The organism is Clostridium culturomicium (assembly GCF_000821305.1).
In the GTDB taxonomy this organism is placed as follows: domain Bacteria; phylum Bacillota; class Clostridia; order Clostridiales; family Clostridiaceae; genus Clostridium_J; species Clostridium_J culturomicium.
In genome coordinates this window covers 1,492,956-1,512,864 of the sequence record NZ_CCXK01000017.1, presented here as the reverse complement: position 1 = coordinate 1,512,864, position 19,909 = coordinate 1,492,956, and the positions used below count along the sequence as shown (strand labels likewise).

The following is a 19,909-nucleotide window of genomic DNA, read 5'->3' as shown; positions in this document are numbered from 1 at the left end:
TTGTTAAAATGAGAGGAATAATTTTAGCAGGAGGATCAGGAACAAGGTTATATCCTGTAACTAAGGCAATGTCAAAGCAAATGGTACCAATATACGACAAGCCGATGATATATTATCCAATGTCAGTATTAATGTTATCGGGGATTAAAGATATATTAATAATATCAACACCAAGAGATGTAGTTAATTTTCAAGAATTATTTCAAGATGGTTCTGAATTAGGATTAAATATTCAATATGCTATACAAGAATCACCTAATGGATTGGCAGAAGCATTTATAATTGGTGAGGAATTTATTGGTGAAGAAAATGTGGCAATGGTTTTAGGGGATAATATTTTTTATGGCCAAAGCTTTTCAGAGCATTTAAGAGAGGCAGCAAGCCTTGAAAGTGGAGCGGTGGTATTTGGATATTATGTTCAAGATCCTAAGTCTTTTGGAGTTGTAGAGTTTGATAAAGATGGTAAAGTAATTTCCTTAGAAGAAAAACCAGATAAACCAAAGTCAAAGTACGCAGTTCCAGGACTATACTTCTATGATAACTCGGTAGTTGCAAAGGCAAAAGCTTTAAAACCATCAGCTAGAGGTGAGTTAGAAATAACTGATTTGAATAAAGCTTATATGAATGATGGAAAGCTAAGTGTGAATTTACTTGGTAGAGGCATGGCATGGTTAGATACAGGAACACATAGTTCAATGCTACAAGCATCTAATTTTGTGGAGGCTATACAAAACACACAAGGAACTTATATTGCATGTCTTGAAGAAATTGCATACAGAAAAGGTTGGATAACAGCTGAACAAGTTAAGAAACTTGCTAAACCTTTAATGAAAACAGGTTATGGAAAGTATTTAATGGAAGTTGTTGAGGAGTTTGAAGGCGAAATCAAATAAGTAACTACTATTTATTTTAGATAAGTAGTGTGAGAGGTGTCAAATGGGAAATTTCAATTTTGTTAAAACGAAAATAAAAGATTTGTATATAGTCGAACCTAAATTGTTTGGGGATGATAGAGGTTATTTTATGGAATCTTATAATAAAAAAGATTTTTTTGAAGCTGGACTTAAAATGGAGTTTGTTCAAGATAATGAATCTAAATCTAGAAAAGGTGTACTTAGAGGTATGCATTTTCAAACAAAATTCACTCAAGGTAAATTAGTAAGAGTAACTTCAGGTGCAGTTTATGATGTGGCTGTAGATTTAAGAAAAGGTTCTCCAACATTTGGGAAATGGGAAGGTGTTCTTTTAAGTGAGGAAAATAAAAAGCAATTTTATATTCCAGAGGGGTTTGCACATGGATTTCTAGTTTTATCAAATGAAGCAATCTTTAATTATAAATGTACCAATTTTTATGCTCCAGAGTATGATAGTGGGGTATTATGGGATGATCCTGATATTGGAATTGAATGGCCTTTAGATAATATTGAAGAAGTAATTTTATCTGAAAAAGATAAGAAACAGAAAAAGCTTAAAGAATTAGAGTTGCCTTTTGTTTACATAGAATAGGAGAAAGATATGAAAATACTAATAACAGGAGCTAATGGACAATTAGGAAATGAATTAAAGAGTATAATAAGAAGTGGTAAAGCTGAAATTGGAGAGATTAGCCATGAAGTAAAAAACTCAGAAGTTGTAGCTCTAGATGTTGAGGGTTTAGATATAACAAATTTAGATATGGTTAAAGCTGTTTTATGGAGAGAGAAGCCAGATGTTTTGATTAACTGTGCAGCTGCTACTAATGTAGATGGTTGTGAATCAAATAGAGACTTAGCTTTTAAAATAAATGCATTAGGACCAAGAAACTTAGCAATGGTTGCTGAGGAAATTGGAGCTAAAGTAGTGCAAGTATCTACTGATTATGTGTTTAGTGGAGTTGGAGATACACCATTAAGTGAATTTGATATACCTATGCCTAATAGCATTTATGGTAAAACAAAATTGATGGGGGAAAATTTTGTAAAAGACTTCTCTACAAAATATTTTATAGTTAGAACAGCATGGCTTTATGGGCATGTAGGTAAGAATTTTGTTTATACAATGATAAATTTAGGAAAACAAAGGAATGAAATTCAAGTTGTAAATGATCAAAAAGGTAATCCAACAAATGCGAATGATTTAGCATATCATATACTTAAACTAATTTTAACAGAGGAATATGGAGTATATCATTGCACTGGAAATGGTGAGTGTACATGGTATGAATTTGCAAAATTAATTATGGAGCTATCTGGTGAAGAATGCGAAGTACATCCTTGTACTTCAGAAGAGTATAAAACTCCAGCCAAAAGACCAGAGTATTCTTCATTAGATAATATGATGCTTAGAAATACAATTGGCGATGAAATGAGACCTTGGCAAGATGCACTTAAAGGTTTTTTGAAAAATAGAGATTAAAAATACATAAAACCTATAAAAGTTTTATGAAATCAAAGGAGAATTAAAATGAAAACTTACTTAGTTACAGGTGGAGCAGGATTTATTGGATCAAACTTTGTGTTGTATATGTTAGAAAAATATAAAGATATAAAGATAATAAATTTAGATAAACTTACATATGCTGGGAATTTAGAAAACTTAAAATCAATTGAAAATGATGATAGACATATATTTGTTCAAGGTGATATATGCGATAAAGATTTAGTTGAAAGTTTATTTGAAAAATATCATATAGATTACGTAGCACATTTTGCAGCTGAATCCCATGTGGATAGAAGTATAAGGGAACCAGAAATATTTGTTAAAACAAATGTGCTAGGTACAGTAAATTTATTAAATTGTGCAAAAAATTCATGGGAAAATGAAGATGGTACATGGAGAGAAGGAGTTAAATTCTTACATGTATCCACAGATGAAGTATATGGTTCATTAGGAGATACAGGATATTTCATGGAAACAACACCTATAGATCCACATAGTCCATATTCATCAAGTAAAGCAGGCTCTGATTTAATGGTGAAAGCTTACCATGATACATATAAAATGCCGATAAACATTACTAGATGTTCAAATAATTATGGACCATTCCAATTTCCAGAAAAGTTAATACCTTTATTAATCAATAACTGTTTATCACACAAAAATTTACCAGTGTATGGTGATGGAATGAATGTAAGGGATTGGTTATATGTTGAAGATCATGCTAAAGCAATTGATATGGTTATAAATAATGGAAAAAATGGTGAAGTATATAATGTTGGTGGTCATAATGAAAGAACAAACATTACAATAGTAAAAACTGTTATTGAGTACCTAAAAGAAAATGTTGATGAAGCAATAACTGAAAAATTAATTACATATGTTGAAGATAGAAAAGGTCATGATAGAAGATATGGAATTGATCCAACAAAGATAAAAAACGAATTAGGTTGGTATCCAGAAACTACATTTGAAGTAGGAATAAAAAAGACTATTCAATGGTATTTAGATAATAAGAAATGGATGGAAAATATAACTTCGGGTGAATACGAAAATTACTATAATAAGTACTATGATAAATGTTATAACTAAATGTTATAACATTTATCATATATGGAGGTAGATTAAATAATATGAATGTGAAAAGTTTTATTAAGAAAAACTATATAGAAATATTGATAGCATTAGTATTAGTGCTAGTACCATTTGATAATTTGCCTTACTTGAATAATGTGTTAAAGGAGTTATCATATAGTGGTGCATCCTATGCAGCTTTAGTATTGATTGGTATTTTTTTCTACCGACTATTGAAAGACAGAGATGTTTTAAGGTTTAATGATAGGGTTTATAATATATTCCTCGTGTTTGTTGTTTGGGCTTTAGCTAGTGGTATATTTAACTTTTCTAATATAATGAACAATACATTTAAGGGCAAATCAGGCTTAAAGCGCTTCATTTTCCAATATCCAATGCTAGTGTATGTATTTGTTTTTTCTTATTGTGTATATTACTTTTTAAGTAAAGAAAAAATTAGTGTTTTTAAAATTAGAAAATATATATTAATATCTACGATAATTGTAGCAGTATATTCAGTTTTTGAAGTATTATATTTATTAAATATTGTAGATACAAGCTTTATTTTAGAAAAAGTTTCATCGGTTATTCAGCTTTATAGTAGGGGTGAAGTCTATAGCAGAGGTGTAAGAAGTGTAACAGGAGAGGCCTCATATTTCTCTATGTATGCTGCTTTTGTTTTCCCATGGATCTTTAGTTATATATATACTGAGAAAAAAGCTAAAAATAAGATTTTATTTTCTGTATATAATATGTATTTTATTAGCTTGATATTTTTAAGTAGGTCTAGAGTGGGTTTAGCTATATTTGCAGCAGAGTTTTTGATACTACTTGTTGGATTATTAATTAAAAAAAATAAAGAGCATAGAAAAATTACAGTTGGAATTGCTATTCTTTTATTAGTTTTAGTAGGGGTTGTTAACACTGTTTTTTATAGTAATAACACATATCAGAATACAGTATCTCGAGTAAGTATATCATCATTGATTAACTCATTAAAGGACCCTAATAATTTATCAAATGTTGCAAGATTTAGCTTGCAAGAAGGTGCAATAAGTATGGGGCTGGATAATCCTATTACTGGTGTAGGGATAGGACAATTTGCATTTAGTATTAAAGAACATATTGATAAGGATGCATATAGATCAAATGAAATTACTCTTTGGTTAGATGAGACTCAAACTCAGTATTGGCCAACAGTGTTTTCATTGCATGCTAGGATATTTGGAGAATTAGGATTTGTAGGTTTTGCATTATGGTGCATCTTATGGGGAAAAGTATTATTTAGATTGGTAAAAATGTATTTCAAAAAAGATAATATTTATACATTAGTTATAGGCGTAAGTGTTATTGGTTGTTTAATAAGTGGAATGAATGTAGACACATTTATTAACTATCCATTATGGATAATTTTAAGTGTGGCAACTATGCATTATAATAATATTAGTAAAGAGTATGGTGAAAAATATGAAATTTAGTTTAATTGTTGCTACACTTGGAAGATTTGAAGAGGTAGGAAACTTTTTAAAAAGTGTAGAGCAATGTAATTATGATAATAAAGACATAGAAATTATTATTGTAGATCAAAATGAAACTTCAAAATTGGATGCAATAGTGAATGAATTTAAAAACCTAAATATTATTCATGTTAAATCTAAAATTAAAGGGCTTTCACAAAATAGAAATATCGGCATAGCAAAGGCAACTGGAGAAATAATTGCATTTCCAGATGATGACTGTGAATATTTGATGGAAACTTTGTTTAACGTGGATAAGGTATTTGAAAAAGAAAAATGTGATATTGTGATGGGCCGTATTGTTGAGAGGGATGGCAGTGATTCTTTGAGAAGCTGGCCAAAGGAGACTCATAAAATAAATAAATTAAATTTTTATACAAGATGTTCTTCAATTACAATGTTCTTCAAAAATAATGGAAAATTAAAGTTGAATGAAAAATTAGGTGTAGGAAATTATTTTGGTTCTTGTGAAGATACAGATATTTTATATAGAAGTTTATCGAATGGAAGTAAGGTTATTTATAATCCGAGTATAGCTATATATCATCCTCACTATGATTCAAAGAAAAATATGACTGAGGAAAAAATATATAATTATGCTTTAGGCTTTGGAGGATTTGTAAAAAGTAATTTACATCTGGATACTGCTTTTTTAAGCTTAAAAGTTATTGGATTTCATAGTGTAAAAGCTATGATCAATTTACTTAAAGGAAATAGTGAACAATTTAAAAAGAGTTTAATTGCTATTAAAGGAAGAATAAAAGGATATATTCAGTATAAAAATTAAATGAGCTTTTAAACTAATGTTCGTTGTGGAGGTAATTAGTATTGGAAAAGGTTAAAGTTTCTGTAATTATGGGAACATATAATGAAAAGATTCAATGGGTAGAGGAATGTATTAATTCAATTCTTACACAAACTTATAAAAACATTGAATTTATAATTGTATTAGATAATCCTAATAATGAAGAGTTGAAAAAATATATAGAAAATGTGCAAAAGCAGGATTCGAGGATTGTAGTTGTAAAAAATGAGGAGAATTTAGGTTTAGTTAAGACTCTAAATAAAGCGTTAAACTATTGTACAGGAGATTTAATAGCTAGAATGGATGCTGATGACATAGCGTTAAAAAATAGATTTTCAATACAAGTGAAATTTATGGAGGAAAATAAAGATGTTGCAATGGTTGGAACAAAAGTAGAGTTTATAGATGGCAATGGAAGAGGTTTATCAAAAGATAAGTATAGACCTACTTCTTATGAAGAAATAAAATCTCACTTGCGTCATGGGAATGCTTTTGCACATCCAACATTAATGTATAGAAAAGATATGATAATGGATATTGGTGGATATAAAGAGGTTCCTTTAGCAGAGGACTATTATTTAGCAACAGAAGTTATTACAAAAGGATATAAAGTAGCAAATTTAGAGGAAACATTATTGATGTATAGGGTTAGAGAAGGTGGAATATCTAAAGAAAATAAGGAAAAACAATTTTTAGTAAGCCAATACATAAAGCAAATATATAATAAAAACTTAAAGGGCGATAACTGTGAATTTGATAATACTGAATTAGAGAATATATTAAAAAATGAAGATCTATTAAAAAATACTGAAAGGTATTTAATGATAGTAGAGAAACTTGAAGAAAAATTTTCAGCAAATAATATTTTTAGATTATTATGTTTTTCTTTTAAAAGCAAATATAACTTTAATTTAGTATATGGTAAGTTATCGGCAATTGCTAAACGTAAGCTTGTAAAGGTAGGATAGAAGATGAAAAAGCTTTTATTTATAATTTGGACATTTAGTATGGGCGGTGGAGCAGAAAAAGTATTGGCAGAGATATTAAATGGAATTGATACACAAAAATATGATGTGACAATATTAGAGTATCATAAATTTGATATGAAAAAGGAAGTTATACCTCCGGATATAAAAGTGTTACCTCCTATAATAGTAGAGTATAATGGAACCAATAAAATGAAATTACTTATTAACAAATTGAAAGTTAAATTTGCAAGAGTAAGTGTAAAATATTTTCCATATATATTTCGAAAGCTTTATATAAAAGATAAGTATGATGTTGAAATAGCTTTTAATTATATGATACCTACATTCTTATTGTCAAAACAGAATAATGTAAAGAAAATTGCATGGAATCATTGTGAGTTAAATGATTTGGATTATAATAAAGAAAAATCTAAACTTAAAAAGTTAAAAAGTTATACAAATTATAAAGCTCAGAAAAAAGCATTCATTAATTGTGATGAAATTGTTGCTATATCAGAGAAGAATTATAAATCATTTTGTGATGTTTATCCAGAAATGAAATATAAGAGTAAAATAATATATAATGGATTTGATCTTGATAAGATTGAAAGAATGAGTTATGAAACTGTTGATTTACCTACGGATAAACCATTAATTCTTAGTGTGGGAAGAATGGATGCTAATAAAAATCAAAAGTTAATTCTAGATGCAGCTCTCTTATTGAAGCAGAAGGGATACAGTTTCAATTTAGTGTTTGCTGGAACTGGTGAAGATGAACATGAATTGAAAAAGTACTGCAATAGTATTGGGATGGATAATGATGTGATATGGATTGGATATGTAAATAATCCTTATCCATATGTGAAAAGAGCTGATATTTTAGCGATTACTTCATACAATGAAGGGTTTCCAACAGTCGCAATTGAGGCACTTAGATTAAAAGCAGCACTGATTTCAACAGATGTTGCAGGCATACGAGAAATTACTGATAACTATAAGTATTGTAAAGTGGCTGAATGGAATGCAGTAAATTATGCTGAAAAAATTGAAGAAGTACTGGTTAATTTAAACAATTTGAAGCATATCGAATTATTAGAAGAGGCTAAAAGGTATGTTGGGAAATTTACAATAACAAATCAATTAGAGAAATTGTATGAAATGATTAAGTAATAAGTGTGTATGAATGATAAAATCCCAGTGGAAATTCCACTGGGATTTTATCATAGTAAATAGTATTTTATTTTTTATCATCAAAAATATAATCCATTATTTGCTTTTTAGTTATTTCTTCATCGTGCGTTAAATAGAAAACACCATTAATTGTATCACCTAAACTATTCTCATCTCTTGGGAAACGTTCTTGTTCTAGTGTATGGTCTCCTAAAGTTACAACTTTAGTTGCAAGAGAAAGTATTGAACTTGAAGTCAAGTTTGTTTGAATAAATGGTAAAATTTGATTTACTAGATTAGGGTATTTGCTTACTGGCATGGACAATGCTTTTTCAAATAGCTTGTTTAAAATTGTTCGTTGTCTCTCAGTTCTTTTATAATCTCCACCATCGGTATATCTAATTCTAGAATATGCTAGTGCTTGAACTCCGTCTACAGTTTGAGTGCCAGCAGTAGTAATTCTAGGTGAATTAGTACCTAGAGTTTCGTTAATATGATCAATGTGAGAGTTAATATTTATATCTGCATAGATTTCATCATTGGTTATATCTAGTTCTATTCCACCAAAAATATCTATAATTTGAGGTAAGCTTGCAAAATCTACCGAAACGAAATCTTCAATATTTAATCCAAAGTTAGTGTTAAGAGTATTAATTGCTAATTCAGGTCCACCGTAAGCATAAGCATGATTTAGCTTATCATAACCTCTGTCTTTGATTTTAACATAAGTATCTCTCATTAATGAAGTGATTTTAAGTTTATCATGAACAGGATCGACAGTTGCAATTACTATGGCATCTGAACGACCAACTCCATCAGAAGAGTCTACACCAAATAAAGCAATGTTTTTAATTTTTGAATAGTTATCATATACTGAGAGTTCTTCTTTAGAGGTTACCCCTAAATTTTCTTTGTTTAAATCTACATTGTCAAGCTTTCCAAAGGTTTTGGATATAACCACATATCCAATAGTAATAAAAAATATTAAGGTGAATAAAATATAAGTTATAATTCTACGCTTTTTCGCTTTTTTACTTTTTCGTTTCTTTTTACTAGCAGAAGCGTTATTTTTGACAGTTGTAGTAGTTCTTTTATTTCTTGAACTGGAAGCAGTAGAAGTTTTTTTTCTAACTTTACGCTGATCTTCTGACATAATATACACGTCCTTTCATAATGTATATTGTATCATTTAGGAATATTTATGTAAATACATTGGGAATAGATTAGAATAAAGTTGATAATTGTAAAATGCTATGTTTAATGAGCTATAACTAATAGTTATAGCGTATGACAATATTGTATAATTATGTTGTAAGTGCTATAATGTAAAATGTAAAAATTTATTACTTAAACAATGATAGAGAAATTTTATGTATAAAAATATCGGAAAATGAATTCTTTCTAAACTTATGAATTTGAAATTAGGGTTCAAGTTTGGAGATATTGTATAAATACTAGATTTGACTTATAGGTTGTGGGAAGGGTTATATATCAAATGTTTTGTTGCTTGAACACAAAAGAAGAGGGGGAAGATATATGAAGGTGAGTATTCACATGATTACATATAATCATTCTAAGTTTATAGGAGAAGCGATTGAAAGTGTTTTGATGCAAAAGGTCGATTTTCCCATTGAGATTGTTATAGGAGATGATTGTTCTACGGATAACACCAGAGCAATAGTTAAGGAGTATTGGGAGAAGTATCCTGATATAATAAAGTTAAACTTCCATGAGAATAATGTTGGACCAGCTGAAAACTTCAAAAGTACTTTAGACATGTGTAGAGGTGAATATATTGCTATTTTAGAGGGCGATGACTATTGGATTAGTGATACTAAATTAGCTAGACAGGTTGAAGTTCTAGATTCAAACAAGGATTATAGCATGTGCTTTACAAAGTCGAAAATGTTATTTGAAAATGGAGACATTAAAGAGATATATCCTTCTTTAATTAAAGAATATTATACAACAGAAGATTTGTTTGGAGAAAATTTTATTCCCCATTTAACTTGTTTATTTAGAAGGAAAGATATTGAAGATTATCCAGAATGGCTTTGGAGAAATAATATATTAGATTATCCAATGCATTTATTAAGAAGTTTGGATGGTAAATTGGGATTTGTAGATGAATTCACTGGTATGTATAGAATTCATGGAAATGGATTATCTAGCAAAAGCAATACTGCACAATGGAATTTAGTTATGTCAGATATATTAGAGTCATTTAATAAAGAATCCAATAATAAATATGAAAATTTAATGAAAAAACAGTTTGCTTTTTACTATGGAAGTGTAGCAAAATTAGCATCTGATTATGATACAGCATTAGAATATTATAAGAAGGCCGTAGCGTATAGCGGAATTAGTATATCTACACTAAAATTAACTGTAAAATTTTATATGAATAGGATTAGTGGTAAATATGAAAACAGTAAGTAAAATGTTAAGTTCATTAAAAGGTAATGTAGCAGTAATGAATAGCATTTATCTAACAATAGCTAGGTTTACAAGATATGGACTTATGTTTATTTTTACGTCAATATGTGCAAGATATTTGGGAACAAATGATTATGGTATAATTTCATATAATTTTTCACTTGTTGGGATTATTACATTGTTATTTTCCTTGGGTGCAGATACTTACATTATAGTGCAATTATCGAAAAGTAGAAAATCGGAGAAGGTAAATAAGTTAATTACAATAAATATTGTAAATAGATTATTTTTGATTGCTGTTATAACATTAAGCATTATTATTTTAAATAATTTTGTTACAATTTATTCTTTTGACAAGGTTGCTATAATAATTTATTTGACAGCAATTATAGACACTTTTAGAACAGTGAGCGATGGCTTTTTTCAATCAATCGAAAAATTGAAGTATATAGCATGGTTTGAATTTGCAAGGGCAATGATTTTATTGCTTGGTGTAATTGTAATAATGAAGTTAGATTATGGATTAGTTGGTGTCGCATCACTTTATTTGTTCTCAAGTGCTATTTTCCTGGTATTAAGTTATTATCTGTTATTTAATAAATATAAAGTTAGATTGGTTAAGACAAGATTTGTAGATAGCATAGATATAATTAAAATTGCATTTCCGTTTTTTTTAAGTACAGCAATTACAATGATTGCTACTCAATTAGATGTAGTTATGATAGGAAATATTGGCGGAAATGTGCAAACTGCTTATTACACAACTGCTAAAAAAATTATTGATATAGTTTTAATGGCACCATCAATTATTGCGATGGCTTTATTGCCTAAAATAAGTAATCAAGAAATAACAAAAAAAAATTCAAATAAAATTGTTAAATATATATTTGGTATTGGGGTTGTTGTAAGTATAGGGGTTTTTCTATTTTCAAAGTTTGTTATAATTTTAGCCTTTGGAAAAGAATATGAAATCAGTTATCATATTATAAGAGTATTTTGTGTTGGATTTCCATTTATATTTGTAAACTCATTTCTTTCCACATTCCTTAATGGAAATGGCAAACAAAAAAAAGTTTTATGGGTTAATGTTGTTGGTACAGTAGGTAATGTTATTTTAAACTTTATACTAATTCCTAAGTATTTATCAATAGGAGCGGCTATAGCGACAATATCAACAATATTTATTAATTATATTCAATTTACAATTTACTACAAAAAGGAAGAGTTTAATTTGAAGGGATAGTGTGGAAATGAATAGCTTTTATAACGAACAAGAGTTAAAGGATATAGGTTTTAAAAGTATTGGTGAAAATGTTCTTATAAGTAGAAAAACGAGTATATATGGAGCGGAGAATATTGCTTTAGGAAGCCATGTTAGAATTGATGATTTTTGTATTTTAAGTGGAAAAATAGAGGTTGGTAGCTTTGTACACATTTCTGCATATTCAGTGTTGTATGGTGGAGACAAAGGGATTGTAATGGAAGACTTTTCAGGAATTTCATCAAGAACTACTATATATGCCATTTCAGATGACTTTACTGGAGAAGCAATGACTAATCCAATGGTATATGACGAATGTAGGAAAGTTTACAGCGAAGAAGTGAGACTAGGTAAATATGTACAAATAGGTGCATCATCAGTTATTCTACCAGGTGTAGACATTGGTGAAGGAGCAGCCATTGGTGCATGTTCGTTAGTGACCGAAAAATGTGAACCGTGGACTATTTCCGTGGGAACACCAGCAAAAGTTATTAAGAAAAGAAAGAAGAACATATTAGAGCTAGAAGAAAAGTATTACAAAAAATAACAGTATATAGGAGGAATAAAGGAGTATGGATAAATTTAAAGAGCCTATTCAGGTTACAAAAGCTTTTTTGCCGCCTGTCGAAGAGTATATAGATTTAGTAAAAGAGATATGGGAGAGAAGTTGGCTTACAAATAATGGTCCTTTACATAATGAGTTGCAAGAAAAAATTGCAAATTATTTACATATCAATAATGCTATATTATTCACTAATGGACATTTAGCACTAGATATAGCTATCAAGTCTCTAAATCTTACTGGAGAAGTAATAACTACACCATTTACTTTTGCATCTACTACTCATGCAATAGTAATGAATGGATTAGAACCAGTTTTTTGTGATATTAATATGGAGGATTTTACAATAGATGTAGATAAAATTGAAGGATTAATAACAGAAAAAACATCTGCTATAATTCCTGTACATGTATTTGGTTATCCGTGTAATATTAGTGAAATTGAAAAAATTGCAAAAAAACATAACCTAAAAGTTATTTATGATGCTGCCCATGCCTTTGGAGTAGAGGTTGATGGCGTTGGAATTGGAAATTTTGGAGATGTTTCTATGTTCTCTTTACATGCGACTAAAGTATATAACTCTATAGAGGGCGGTGTTTTAGCATTTAATGAAAGTGAATTAATTAAAACTTTTAATACCTTTAAGAATTTTGGAATCACTGGATTAGAAAGTGTGGAGCAAGTAGGATTAAATGCTAAAATGAATGAGTTTCAAGCAGCTATGGGGTTAATTAATTTAAAACATCTTGATGTGCAAATTGAAAATAGAAAGGCTGTAACGGAAACATACAGAGAAGTATTGAAGGATATACCAGGGATATCATTTCTAGAAGATAAAGTTGGAATAAAACATAATTATTCATATTTTCCAATAATAGTAGATGAAAAAAAATCAGGGATAAGTAGAAATGAATTATATGAAAAATTAAAAGAGTATAATATTTTTACTAGAAAGTATTTCTATCCATTAATTTCTGATTTCGAATGTTACAAAGGAAAATATAAAGATGAGAACCTAAAAAATGCAAAGTATATTTCAGATAGAGTATTAACTTTACCAATACATGGAGAGTTACCATTAGAGGACGTTAGTAAAATTGCACAAATTATAAAGTGTATAGTAGAATAAATTGAAATTATTCTGAGTGTAAGTGAATGAAAGTTAGGCTGTTAGACTTAACTTTTTCATGCAAATGTTAAACAAGATGCAGTGTAATAGATTAATAGTGATTTAGTGATATGAATAGAAATATGATGTTGCATTTGTTTAGTTGGGGGGGATTAAAATGTGGTTTGCCAAAAAAAAACACTTGAAAATTTTTGCTAGAGTATTAGGACTTATTATGACTTTCCAATGTGTTTTTTTGAATTTTTCTGTGGTATGGGCTAATACGGGAACTCAAATATCTTATAGTATTAATGGTGCGTCAGCAGTAGGTAATGTGATAGAGATTTTAGTTAATGTATCTAATGTAAATAACCTTTATGGTGGATCTTTAGATTTGGTTTATGATAACTCCATAATTGAAATTCAAAGTGTAGAAAAAGGAAGTTTATTTAGAGATGCAGATGTTTTAATTCCAGTTAATAAAGTTTCTAATGGGCAAATTAATTTAGCAATTACACATAAAGGAAATAGCGCTGGTTCTTCAGGTAGCGGTACTCTGGCGGTAATTAAAGCTAAAGTGTTGAAACAAGGAAATATTAACTTAAAGACAACAACTGACAATGGAGAGTTGTCTTTAGATAGTAATGCTTGTCGTGTGAAGCTTGCTAATAACGAAAGTGAAAGAATAAATTATACAGCTCAAAATGAAAACTTAGAAATTATGGGTTTTATTTTAAAGCCAGGAACATATGAGGAAAGTGATGAAGCGATAAGTTATACAGGTGGTTGGACGAATGAAACAAACGATGTGTATAGCAATGGCTTTGGAAAATATTCAGCGTTTAAAGGGAGTTCAGCAAACTTCTCTTTTTATGGTACAGGCTTTGAATTATATGTGCCTTCAAATGAACAAAGAGGGATAATGAATATATACATAGATGGAAAATTGGTTGCTACACCTAGTCAGTATTCAAAAAAATCTCAACAAGATAAATTGTATTATTCAGTATATGGTTTAGATAATGGAAGTCATACAGTTAAGGTTGAAGTAGCTGGAAGCAAAGAAAGTAATTCAAAGAATGAAGTTGTTATATTTGATAGGGTTGTAATATTAGGCGAAGAAAGCACTATTTTAAAACAAGGAACTTATGAAGAAAATAATGCGTCAATAACTTATACTGGCGGATGGACGAAGGAAGAAAACCCATTATATAGCAATGGATCTGGTATATATTCAGCTGATACAAAAGGAACAATTAACTTTTTATTTTCAGGGACGGGTTTAGAACTATATGTTCCAACCAATGAAAGTAGAGGGAAAGTGAATATATATATTGATGGAAAGTTAGTAGCATCACCAAGTCAATATTCAAAAGATGTTTATAGTGATAAATTGTACTATTCAATATATGGTTTAGAAAATAAAAATCATGTTGTTAAAATTGAGGTAGCAGGAAGTAAAGAAGCAGCTTCAAAGAGTAACGTAGTTATATTTGATAGAGTTGTAATATTAGGTGATGAAAATAATATACTAAAACCTGGAACTTATGAAGAAGATAATTCGGGAATAGCTTATTCAAGAGGATGGACATCTGAAAAGCATTTGGATTATAGTAATGGCTCGGGTAAATATTCAAGTAATATAGGTAGTTCAGTAGATTTTATTTTTGAGGGTACAGGAATAGAACTATATGTTCCAACAAGTGAAGGCAGAGGAATTGTGAATGTTTATGTTGATGGAAAGTTAGTTGCATCACCAAGTCAATACTCGTCAGAGATACAAAAAGATAAAATGTATTACTCAATAAGTGGTTTAGAAAATAAAAACCATGTTGTAAAGATTGAGGTATCAGGAATTAAAGACGGAGCTTCAAAAAGTAATATTGTAATTTTTGATAGAATTGTTGTGCTAGGTGATGAAAAAGATATCTTAAGACCTGGTATATATGAAGAGGATAATTCGGCTATAAAATATACTAATGGTTGGACAGAGGAAGAAAATCGTGATTATAGTGGTAATAGAGGAAAATACTCATCTAATAGAGGGTCTTCAGTAATGTTTAGCTTTGAAGGGACAGGCTTTGAATTATATATTCCTGGAAACAATAATAGAGGAAAGGTAAATATATATATAGATGGGAAATTAGTAGAATCTCCTAGTCAGTATACGGCTACAAAAAAAGCCAATCATAAGTATTATTCTATTGATGGATTAGAGAACAAAGGTCATTTAGTTAAAATTGAAGTAGCTGGATCTAAGGAAGAGGCTTCAAAAAGTAATGTAGTTATTTTTGATAAGCTTGTAATAAAAAATGATTACGATGATTTACTAATGCCAGGAACTTATGAAGATAATAATTCTGCAATGACTTACACAGGGGGCTGGACAGAAGAACAACATAGCAATTACAGCGATGGAAGTGGTAAATATTCTGCTAGTATTGGCAGTGCAGTAACCTTTACATTTGAAGGTACAGGGTTCGAACTATATGTTCCTTCGAATGCAAGTAGAGGTAAAGTGAATGTGTATATAGATGGAAAATTAGTTGCATCTCCAAGTCAATACACGAGTTCACAAAAGTTAAATAATATGTATTACTCAATAGATGGTTTGGAAAATAAAGGTCATATAGTGAAAGTTGAAGTAGCAGGAAGTAAGGAAGAAGCTTCAAATAATAATGTAATTATTTTTGATAAAGTAGTAATAAAAAATGCTTATAATAATGTACTTCAGGCAGGAACTTATGAGGAAAATCATTCAGGAATAACGAGCACAGGCGGTTGGACAAAAGAAAAAAATAGCAGTTATAGTGCTGGTGAAGGAAAATATTCTGCTGCTGCAGGAAGTTCTGTTGATTTTTCATTTGTTGGTACAGGACTAGAACTATATGTTCCGGGAAATAAAAATAGAGGAAAAGTAAATATTTTTATTGATGGAAATTTAGTAGCTTCACCTAGTCAATATACAAGTACAGAAAAACTAAATCATATGTACTATTCTATTGATGGATTAGCAAATAAAGTTCATACAGTAAAAATTGAAGTAGCAGGAAATAAAGAAGATGCTTCAAATAGTAATGTTGTTATTTTTGATAAGGTTAAAATAAAAAATGCTTATGATAATGTACTTCAGCCAGGAACCTATGAGGAAAATAATGCAGAAATAACTTATTTAGGTGGTTGGACAGAAGAAAAAAGTTCAGATTACAGTAGGGGGATGGGAAAATATTCTGCTGCTGTAGGAAGTTCTGTTGATTTTTCATTTGTTGGTACAGGGATAGAATTATTTGTTCCAACAAGTCAGAGTAGAGGTATAGTGAATATATATATTGATGAGAAGCTAGTTGCATCTCCTAGTCAATATTCTCAAAATCCAATAAAGGATAAAATGTATTATTCTGTAGATGGATTAGAAAATATAGTTCACAGAGTTAAAATTGAAGTTGCAGGTAGTAAAGAAGCTGGTTCAAATAACAATGTAGTTATTTTTGACAAAGTAAGAATCAAGTAACGTTTATTATTATCAAAAGTTGTTAAATAAAAGTTTTAATATTACTAGAAAGAAATTTCTAGTAATATTTTCTTTTTAGTATATAAAAAATATATTTCTACAATTAATCATGAAGAAAGGAACTTTGGATAATGAATTTAAATTTGAAAGAAACTAAAGACGGTAATATTGAATTTTTTACTTTGATATGCATAATAATATCGTCTATGGCAAGTTTCATAGTAAATAATAGAAGTCCATGGAGTTTTTATGGAATTATTGGAGGGCTTTTTGAAACGATTGGGGCATTAGGGCTACCATTAGTTGCAATGATATTAGGAAATAGGCTTGTGGAATCAAATAATAGTATTTTTGATTTTTACAAAAAGGCTATCAAGAAGTTTATAATACCATTAATTGTGTATTCCTTAATATTTAGAGGATTAACATCTGGGAGTTATAGGTATGTTGGAATAACAAATGTTATTATTTCTCTTATTATAGTTTCACCTTTTTTACAAATACTATTAAAAAATATAAGTAAAGAATATTTAAAGATTTTAATGATTATTTTTATTTCTACAAGTGCAATTATGAGTTATTACCCTGTTTTTGGAGTAGAAATAGGGCTGGATTTAAGCTTTTTATGTAATTGGAGTTTATTTTGTTTCTTAGGGCATACTTTAGTGCAAATACAATCAGAGAAAATAAAGAAGAGAATATATAGATTAGGTATAATTTCATTTTTATTAATCATGCTTTTTAGAACAATTCCCATAGAAACTAATGTTTTATTAATTTCACCAACAATGATTTTATTTAGTTCAGCAGTGTTTTTATGGTTGAATAACCTTAAATTAAAGTCTAGAGAACAAACTTCAATAGTGTCAATGTTAATTAGATATATTAATAAACATAATTTAGGGATATATTTTGCTCATAACTATATTATAATTTATTTTCTTTATGAGAAGTTTGATATACATCCAAATATGCTTAAGGTAGTTGGAGGAAGTTCAATAGTATTTGTAATAACTCTTATATTAACAGGGATTATTACTGCTATTGTAGATTGGGGAATAATAAGGCAAATCAATGTATATTATGATAGGCTACTTAACCGTAAAACACTTAGAAAGTGTTTCAAAAAATATAAGCATTATTTGGTATGGATTATATCAGCTATGGTAGTAACATTTATAATAGAGTATATAGGTAGAGGTACAATTGTAAAAACAATTGAGTTTACAAAGTTATCAGATCATAAAGTATTTATTTCAAATTTTTTGATTGTTTTAGTTTTATCAGCCCCAAGTATTTTATTTAATAGGATGTACTTTTTTCTTGCAATAGTATATGAAATTTTAATAAGTCTATCATTGATAAGCGTTATAATGGTTAACTTTAGGGGGACTCCTTTAACCTATTCTGATACATATGCCATTATAGATGGACTTGCTATGGCAAAACAATATGTTACTAAGGAACTAATTATAATTTTTGGTGTGTTTATTTTATGTATTGTATTATTGAATTGCAAAATTTTTTCAAAGAAGATTAGAGAAAGTTATAAGATAAGCAAGGTTTCAATTGTTGTAATTATTTTAACTGTGATGTTTTCAAATAAAATTATTGATAAAAATTTGGCAATGGGGATACTTGCACCTCAAAACTGGGACATGCTATTATCTTATGATGAAAATGGTTTCGTATTCTCAATATATGATACATATAAGTCCTATAAGAGAGAAAAGCCAGTGGCATATAGCAAGGATAAAATTTTAGAAATAAAATCAAATATAGATAAAGCTGTAATTGAAACTAAAAATGAAGTGAATCCGAATATAATTATAGTTCAGCTGGAATCGGTAATGGATCCATATACTATTGAAGGAATTGAGTTAAGTGATGATCCTATAAAAAATATTAGAAAATTAAGTGAAGAAAATAGTAGTGGGGTGTTAAGTGTACCGACATTTGGAGGTGGAACAGCAAGGACTGAGTTTGAAGTGCTAACTGGTATGTCTTTGGACTATTTTTCACCAGGAGAAATACCTCATAATACTTACTTGAAAAAGCAGCCAGTTGAATCGTTAGCATATGTCTTAGATAGTAAAACCTATGAAAAAACTTTTATACATAATTTTCAAGGAAATTTTTATGAGAGAAATAAAGCCTATGAAAATCTAGGGTTTGACAGATATATCCCAATGGAATATATGGAAAATCTGAGAAAGGCAGATTACTTTCCTTACGATGATATGTTATTTGAAAATATTATCGCCACATTGGAGAGTACGGAAAAGAAAGATTTTATTTTTGGAGTTGGTGTTCAAACTCATGGAGCATACAATTTAGATTACAATAATGATAATAGTGATATAAAAGTTACAGGAACACTGTCAAGTCAAGAGTTAAATCAGATACAGGACTATGTAGATGATTTAACAATGGTAGATGAGGGAATTAGAGAGTTAGTTGAGTATGTTGGAGAATTAAATGAACCTACAATACTAGTAGTTTATTCTGATCATTTACCTGCTTTAGAGGCTGTAACAAATCAGTTTGTAGATGGAACTAAATATTTAACTCCTTATTTTATATATGATAATATAGGGCTTGAACAACAAAATAAGGATATTGAAGCATATGAACTAACCACTCATGTACTTGAATTAGCTGATATTAGTGGTGGAATAATGAATAGATTTCATAGTAAATACAGATTAGAATCGGATTACAAAGAAAATTTGGAGTGTATACAATATGATATGCTTCATGGTAAACAATATATATACGATGGTGAAAGTTTGTATCAAAGGAACAAACTAAAGATGGGATTAAAGGAAATAACAATTGATAGTGTTAATTTAAACGATAATAGGATAGAGGTTTTAGGTTTTGGATTTACAGAATTTAGTCGTATTAGTGTTAATGGTAAACAAATTCATACAGAATTTATAAGTGAGAATAAATTAATTGGAGAGGTTAACGATAAGAAAATAGATAAGATTAAGGTAAATCAAGTAAGTCGATATGATAAAGCTATAGGTAGTACAGAGTTTTTTTATATTGATTAAATTTTAAGCTCTAATGTAAAGAT

15 protein-coding genes are annotated in these 19,909 nt (G+C 29.1%); 14 read left to right on the top strand and 1 reads right to left on the bottom strand.

Going from position 1 to position 19,909, the window contains the following annotated elements; all coding sequences use genetic code 11:
- Positions 1-8: 8 nt before the first annotated feature.
- Genes rfbA through BN1075_RS19505 form a run of 8 tightly spaced genes read left to right on the top strand, consistent with a single transcriptional unit; the run spans position 9 to position 7,949 of the window.
- A complete protein-coding gene (gene rfbA, locus BN1075_RS19540) occupies positions 9-893 on the top strand; it encodes a glucose-1-phosphate thymidylyltransferase RfbA (protein WP_040194983.1) in 885 nt (294 codons plus the stop codon).
- A gap of 43 nt (positions 894-936) precedes the next feature.
- Positions 937-1,506: a dTDP-4-dehydrorhamnose 3,5-epimerase gene (gene rfbC / locus BN1075_RS19535; RefSeq protein WP_040194982.1), complete on the top strand. Its 570-nt coding sequence runs from the start codon at positions 937-939 to the stop codon at positions 1,504-1,506.
- A gap of 9 nt (positions 1,507-1,515) precedes the next feature.
- Positions 1,516-2,394 (top strand): dTDP-4-dehydrorhamnose reductase, encoded by an 879-nt coding sequence (rfbD, locus tag BN1075_RS19530; RefSeq protein WP_040194981.1) that lies wholly within the window; start codon positions 1,516-1,518, stop codon positions 2,392-2,394.
- Between the two features lie 48 nt (positions 2,395-2,442).
- Positions 2,443-3,507, top strand: coding sequence for a dTDP-glucose 4,6-dehydratase (rfbB, locus tag BN1075_RS19525; protein ID WP_040194980.1), 1,065 nt, complete (start codon positions 2,443-2,445; stop codon positions 3,505-3,507).
- Between the two features lie 41 nt (positions 3,508-3,548).
- Complete coding sequence (locus BN1075_RS19520; protein WP_040194979.1) at positions 3,549-4,967, top strand: O-antigen ligase family protein; 1,419 nt, start codon at positions 3,549-3,551, stop codon at positions 4,965-4,967.
- The gene (locus tag BN1075_RS19515; protein ID WP_235777838.1) at positions 4,957-5,793 is read left to right on the top strand and encodes a glycosyltransferase family 2 protein; all 837 of its coding nucleotides are present in this window, start codon (positions 4,957-4,959) and stop codon (positions 5,791-5,793) included. Before BN1075_RS19520 ends, BN1075_RS19515 begins: the two co-directional genes overlap by 11 nt.
- Positions 5,794-5,834: 41 nt before the next feature.
- Positions 5,835-6,779, top strand: coding sequence for a glycosyltransferase (locus BN1075_RS19510; protein ID WP_052406658.1), 945 nt, complete (start codon positions 5,835-5,837; stop codon positions 6,777-6,779).
- 3 nt (positions 6,780-6,782) lie between these two features.
- Positions 6,783-7,949, top strand: a complete 1,167-nt coding sequence (locus BN1075_RS19505; protein WP_040194977.1) for a glycosyltransferase — start codon at positions 6,783-6,785, stop codon at positions 7,947-7,949.
- A 67-nt stretch (positions 7,950-8,016) separates the two neighbouring features.
- On the opposite strand, the gene BN1075_RS19500 is transcribed toward BN1075_RS19505, so the two are convergent.
- Entirely contained in the window at positions 8,017-9,102 is a 1,086-nt protein-coding gene (locus BN1075_RS19500) for an LCP family protein (protein WP_081911671.1), read from the bottom strand.
- A 383-nt stretch (positions 9,103-9,485) separates the two neighbouring features.
- Between BN1075_RS19500 and BN1075_RS19495 the strand changes: the two genes are divergently transcribed.
- The 6 genes from BN1075_RS19495 (at position 9,486) to BN1075_RS19470 (ending at position 19,886) form a co-directional block, all read left to right on the top strand.
- The gene (locus BN1075_RS19495; RefSeq protein ID WP_052406657.1) at positions 9,486-10,388 is read left to right on the top strand and encodes a glycosyltransferase; all 903 of its coding nucleotides are present in this window, start codon (positions 9,486-9,488) and stop codon (positions 10,386-10,388) included.
- Positions 10,372-11,628: a flippase gene (locus tag BN1075_RS19490; protein WP_040194976.1), complete on the top strand. Its 1,257-nt coding sequence runs from the start codon at positions 10,372-10,374 to the stop codon at positions 11,626-11,628. The genes BN1075_RS19495 and BN1075_RS19490 overlap by 17 nt, the downstream gene beginning before the upstream one ends.
- Positions 11,629-11,635: 7 nt before the next feature.
- Positions 11,636-12,193 carry an acyltransferase gene (locus BN1075_RS19485; protein ID WP_040195364.1) on the top strand — a complete coding sequence of 186 codons (558 nt, stop codon included), beginning with the start codon at positions 11,636-11,638 and terminating at the stop codon, positions 12,191-12,193.
- Positions 12,194-12,218: 25 nt separating this feature from the next.
- Complete coding sequence (locus tag BN1075_RS19480) at positions 12,219-13,337, top strand: DegT/DnrJ/EryC1/StrS family aminotransferase (RefSeq protein WP_040194975.1); 1,119 nt, start codon at positions 12,219-12,221, stop codon at positions 13,335-13,337.
- Between the two features lie 157 nt (positions 13,338-13,494).
- Entirely contained in the window at positions 13,495-16,827 is a 3,333-nt protein-coding gene (locus BN1075_RS19475) for a cohesin domain-containing protein (RefSeq protein ID WP_040194974.1), read from the top strand.
- Between the two features lie 143 nt (positions 16,828-16,970).
- On the top strand, positions 16,971-19,886 hold the full coding sequence (locus BN1075_RS19470) for a sulfatase-like hydrolase/transferase (RefSeq protein WP_197072350.1): 2,916 nt from the start codon (positions 16,971-16,973) through the stop codon (positions 19,884-19,886).
- Positions 19,887-19,909 lie beyond the last annotated feature (23 nt).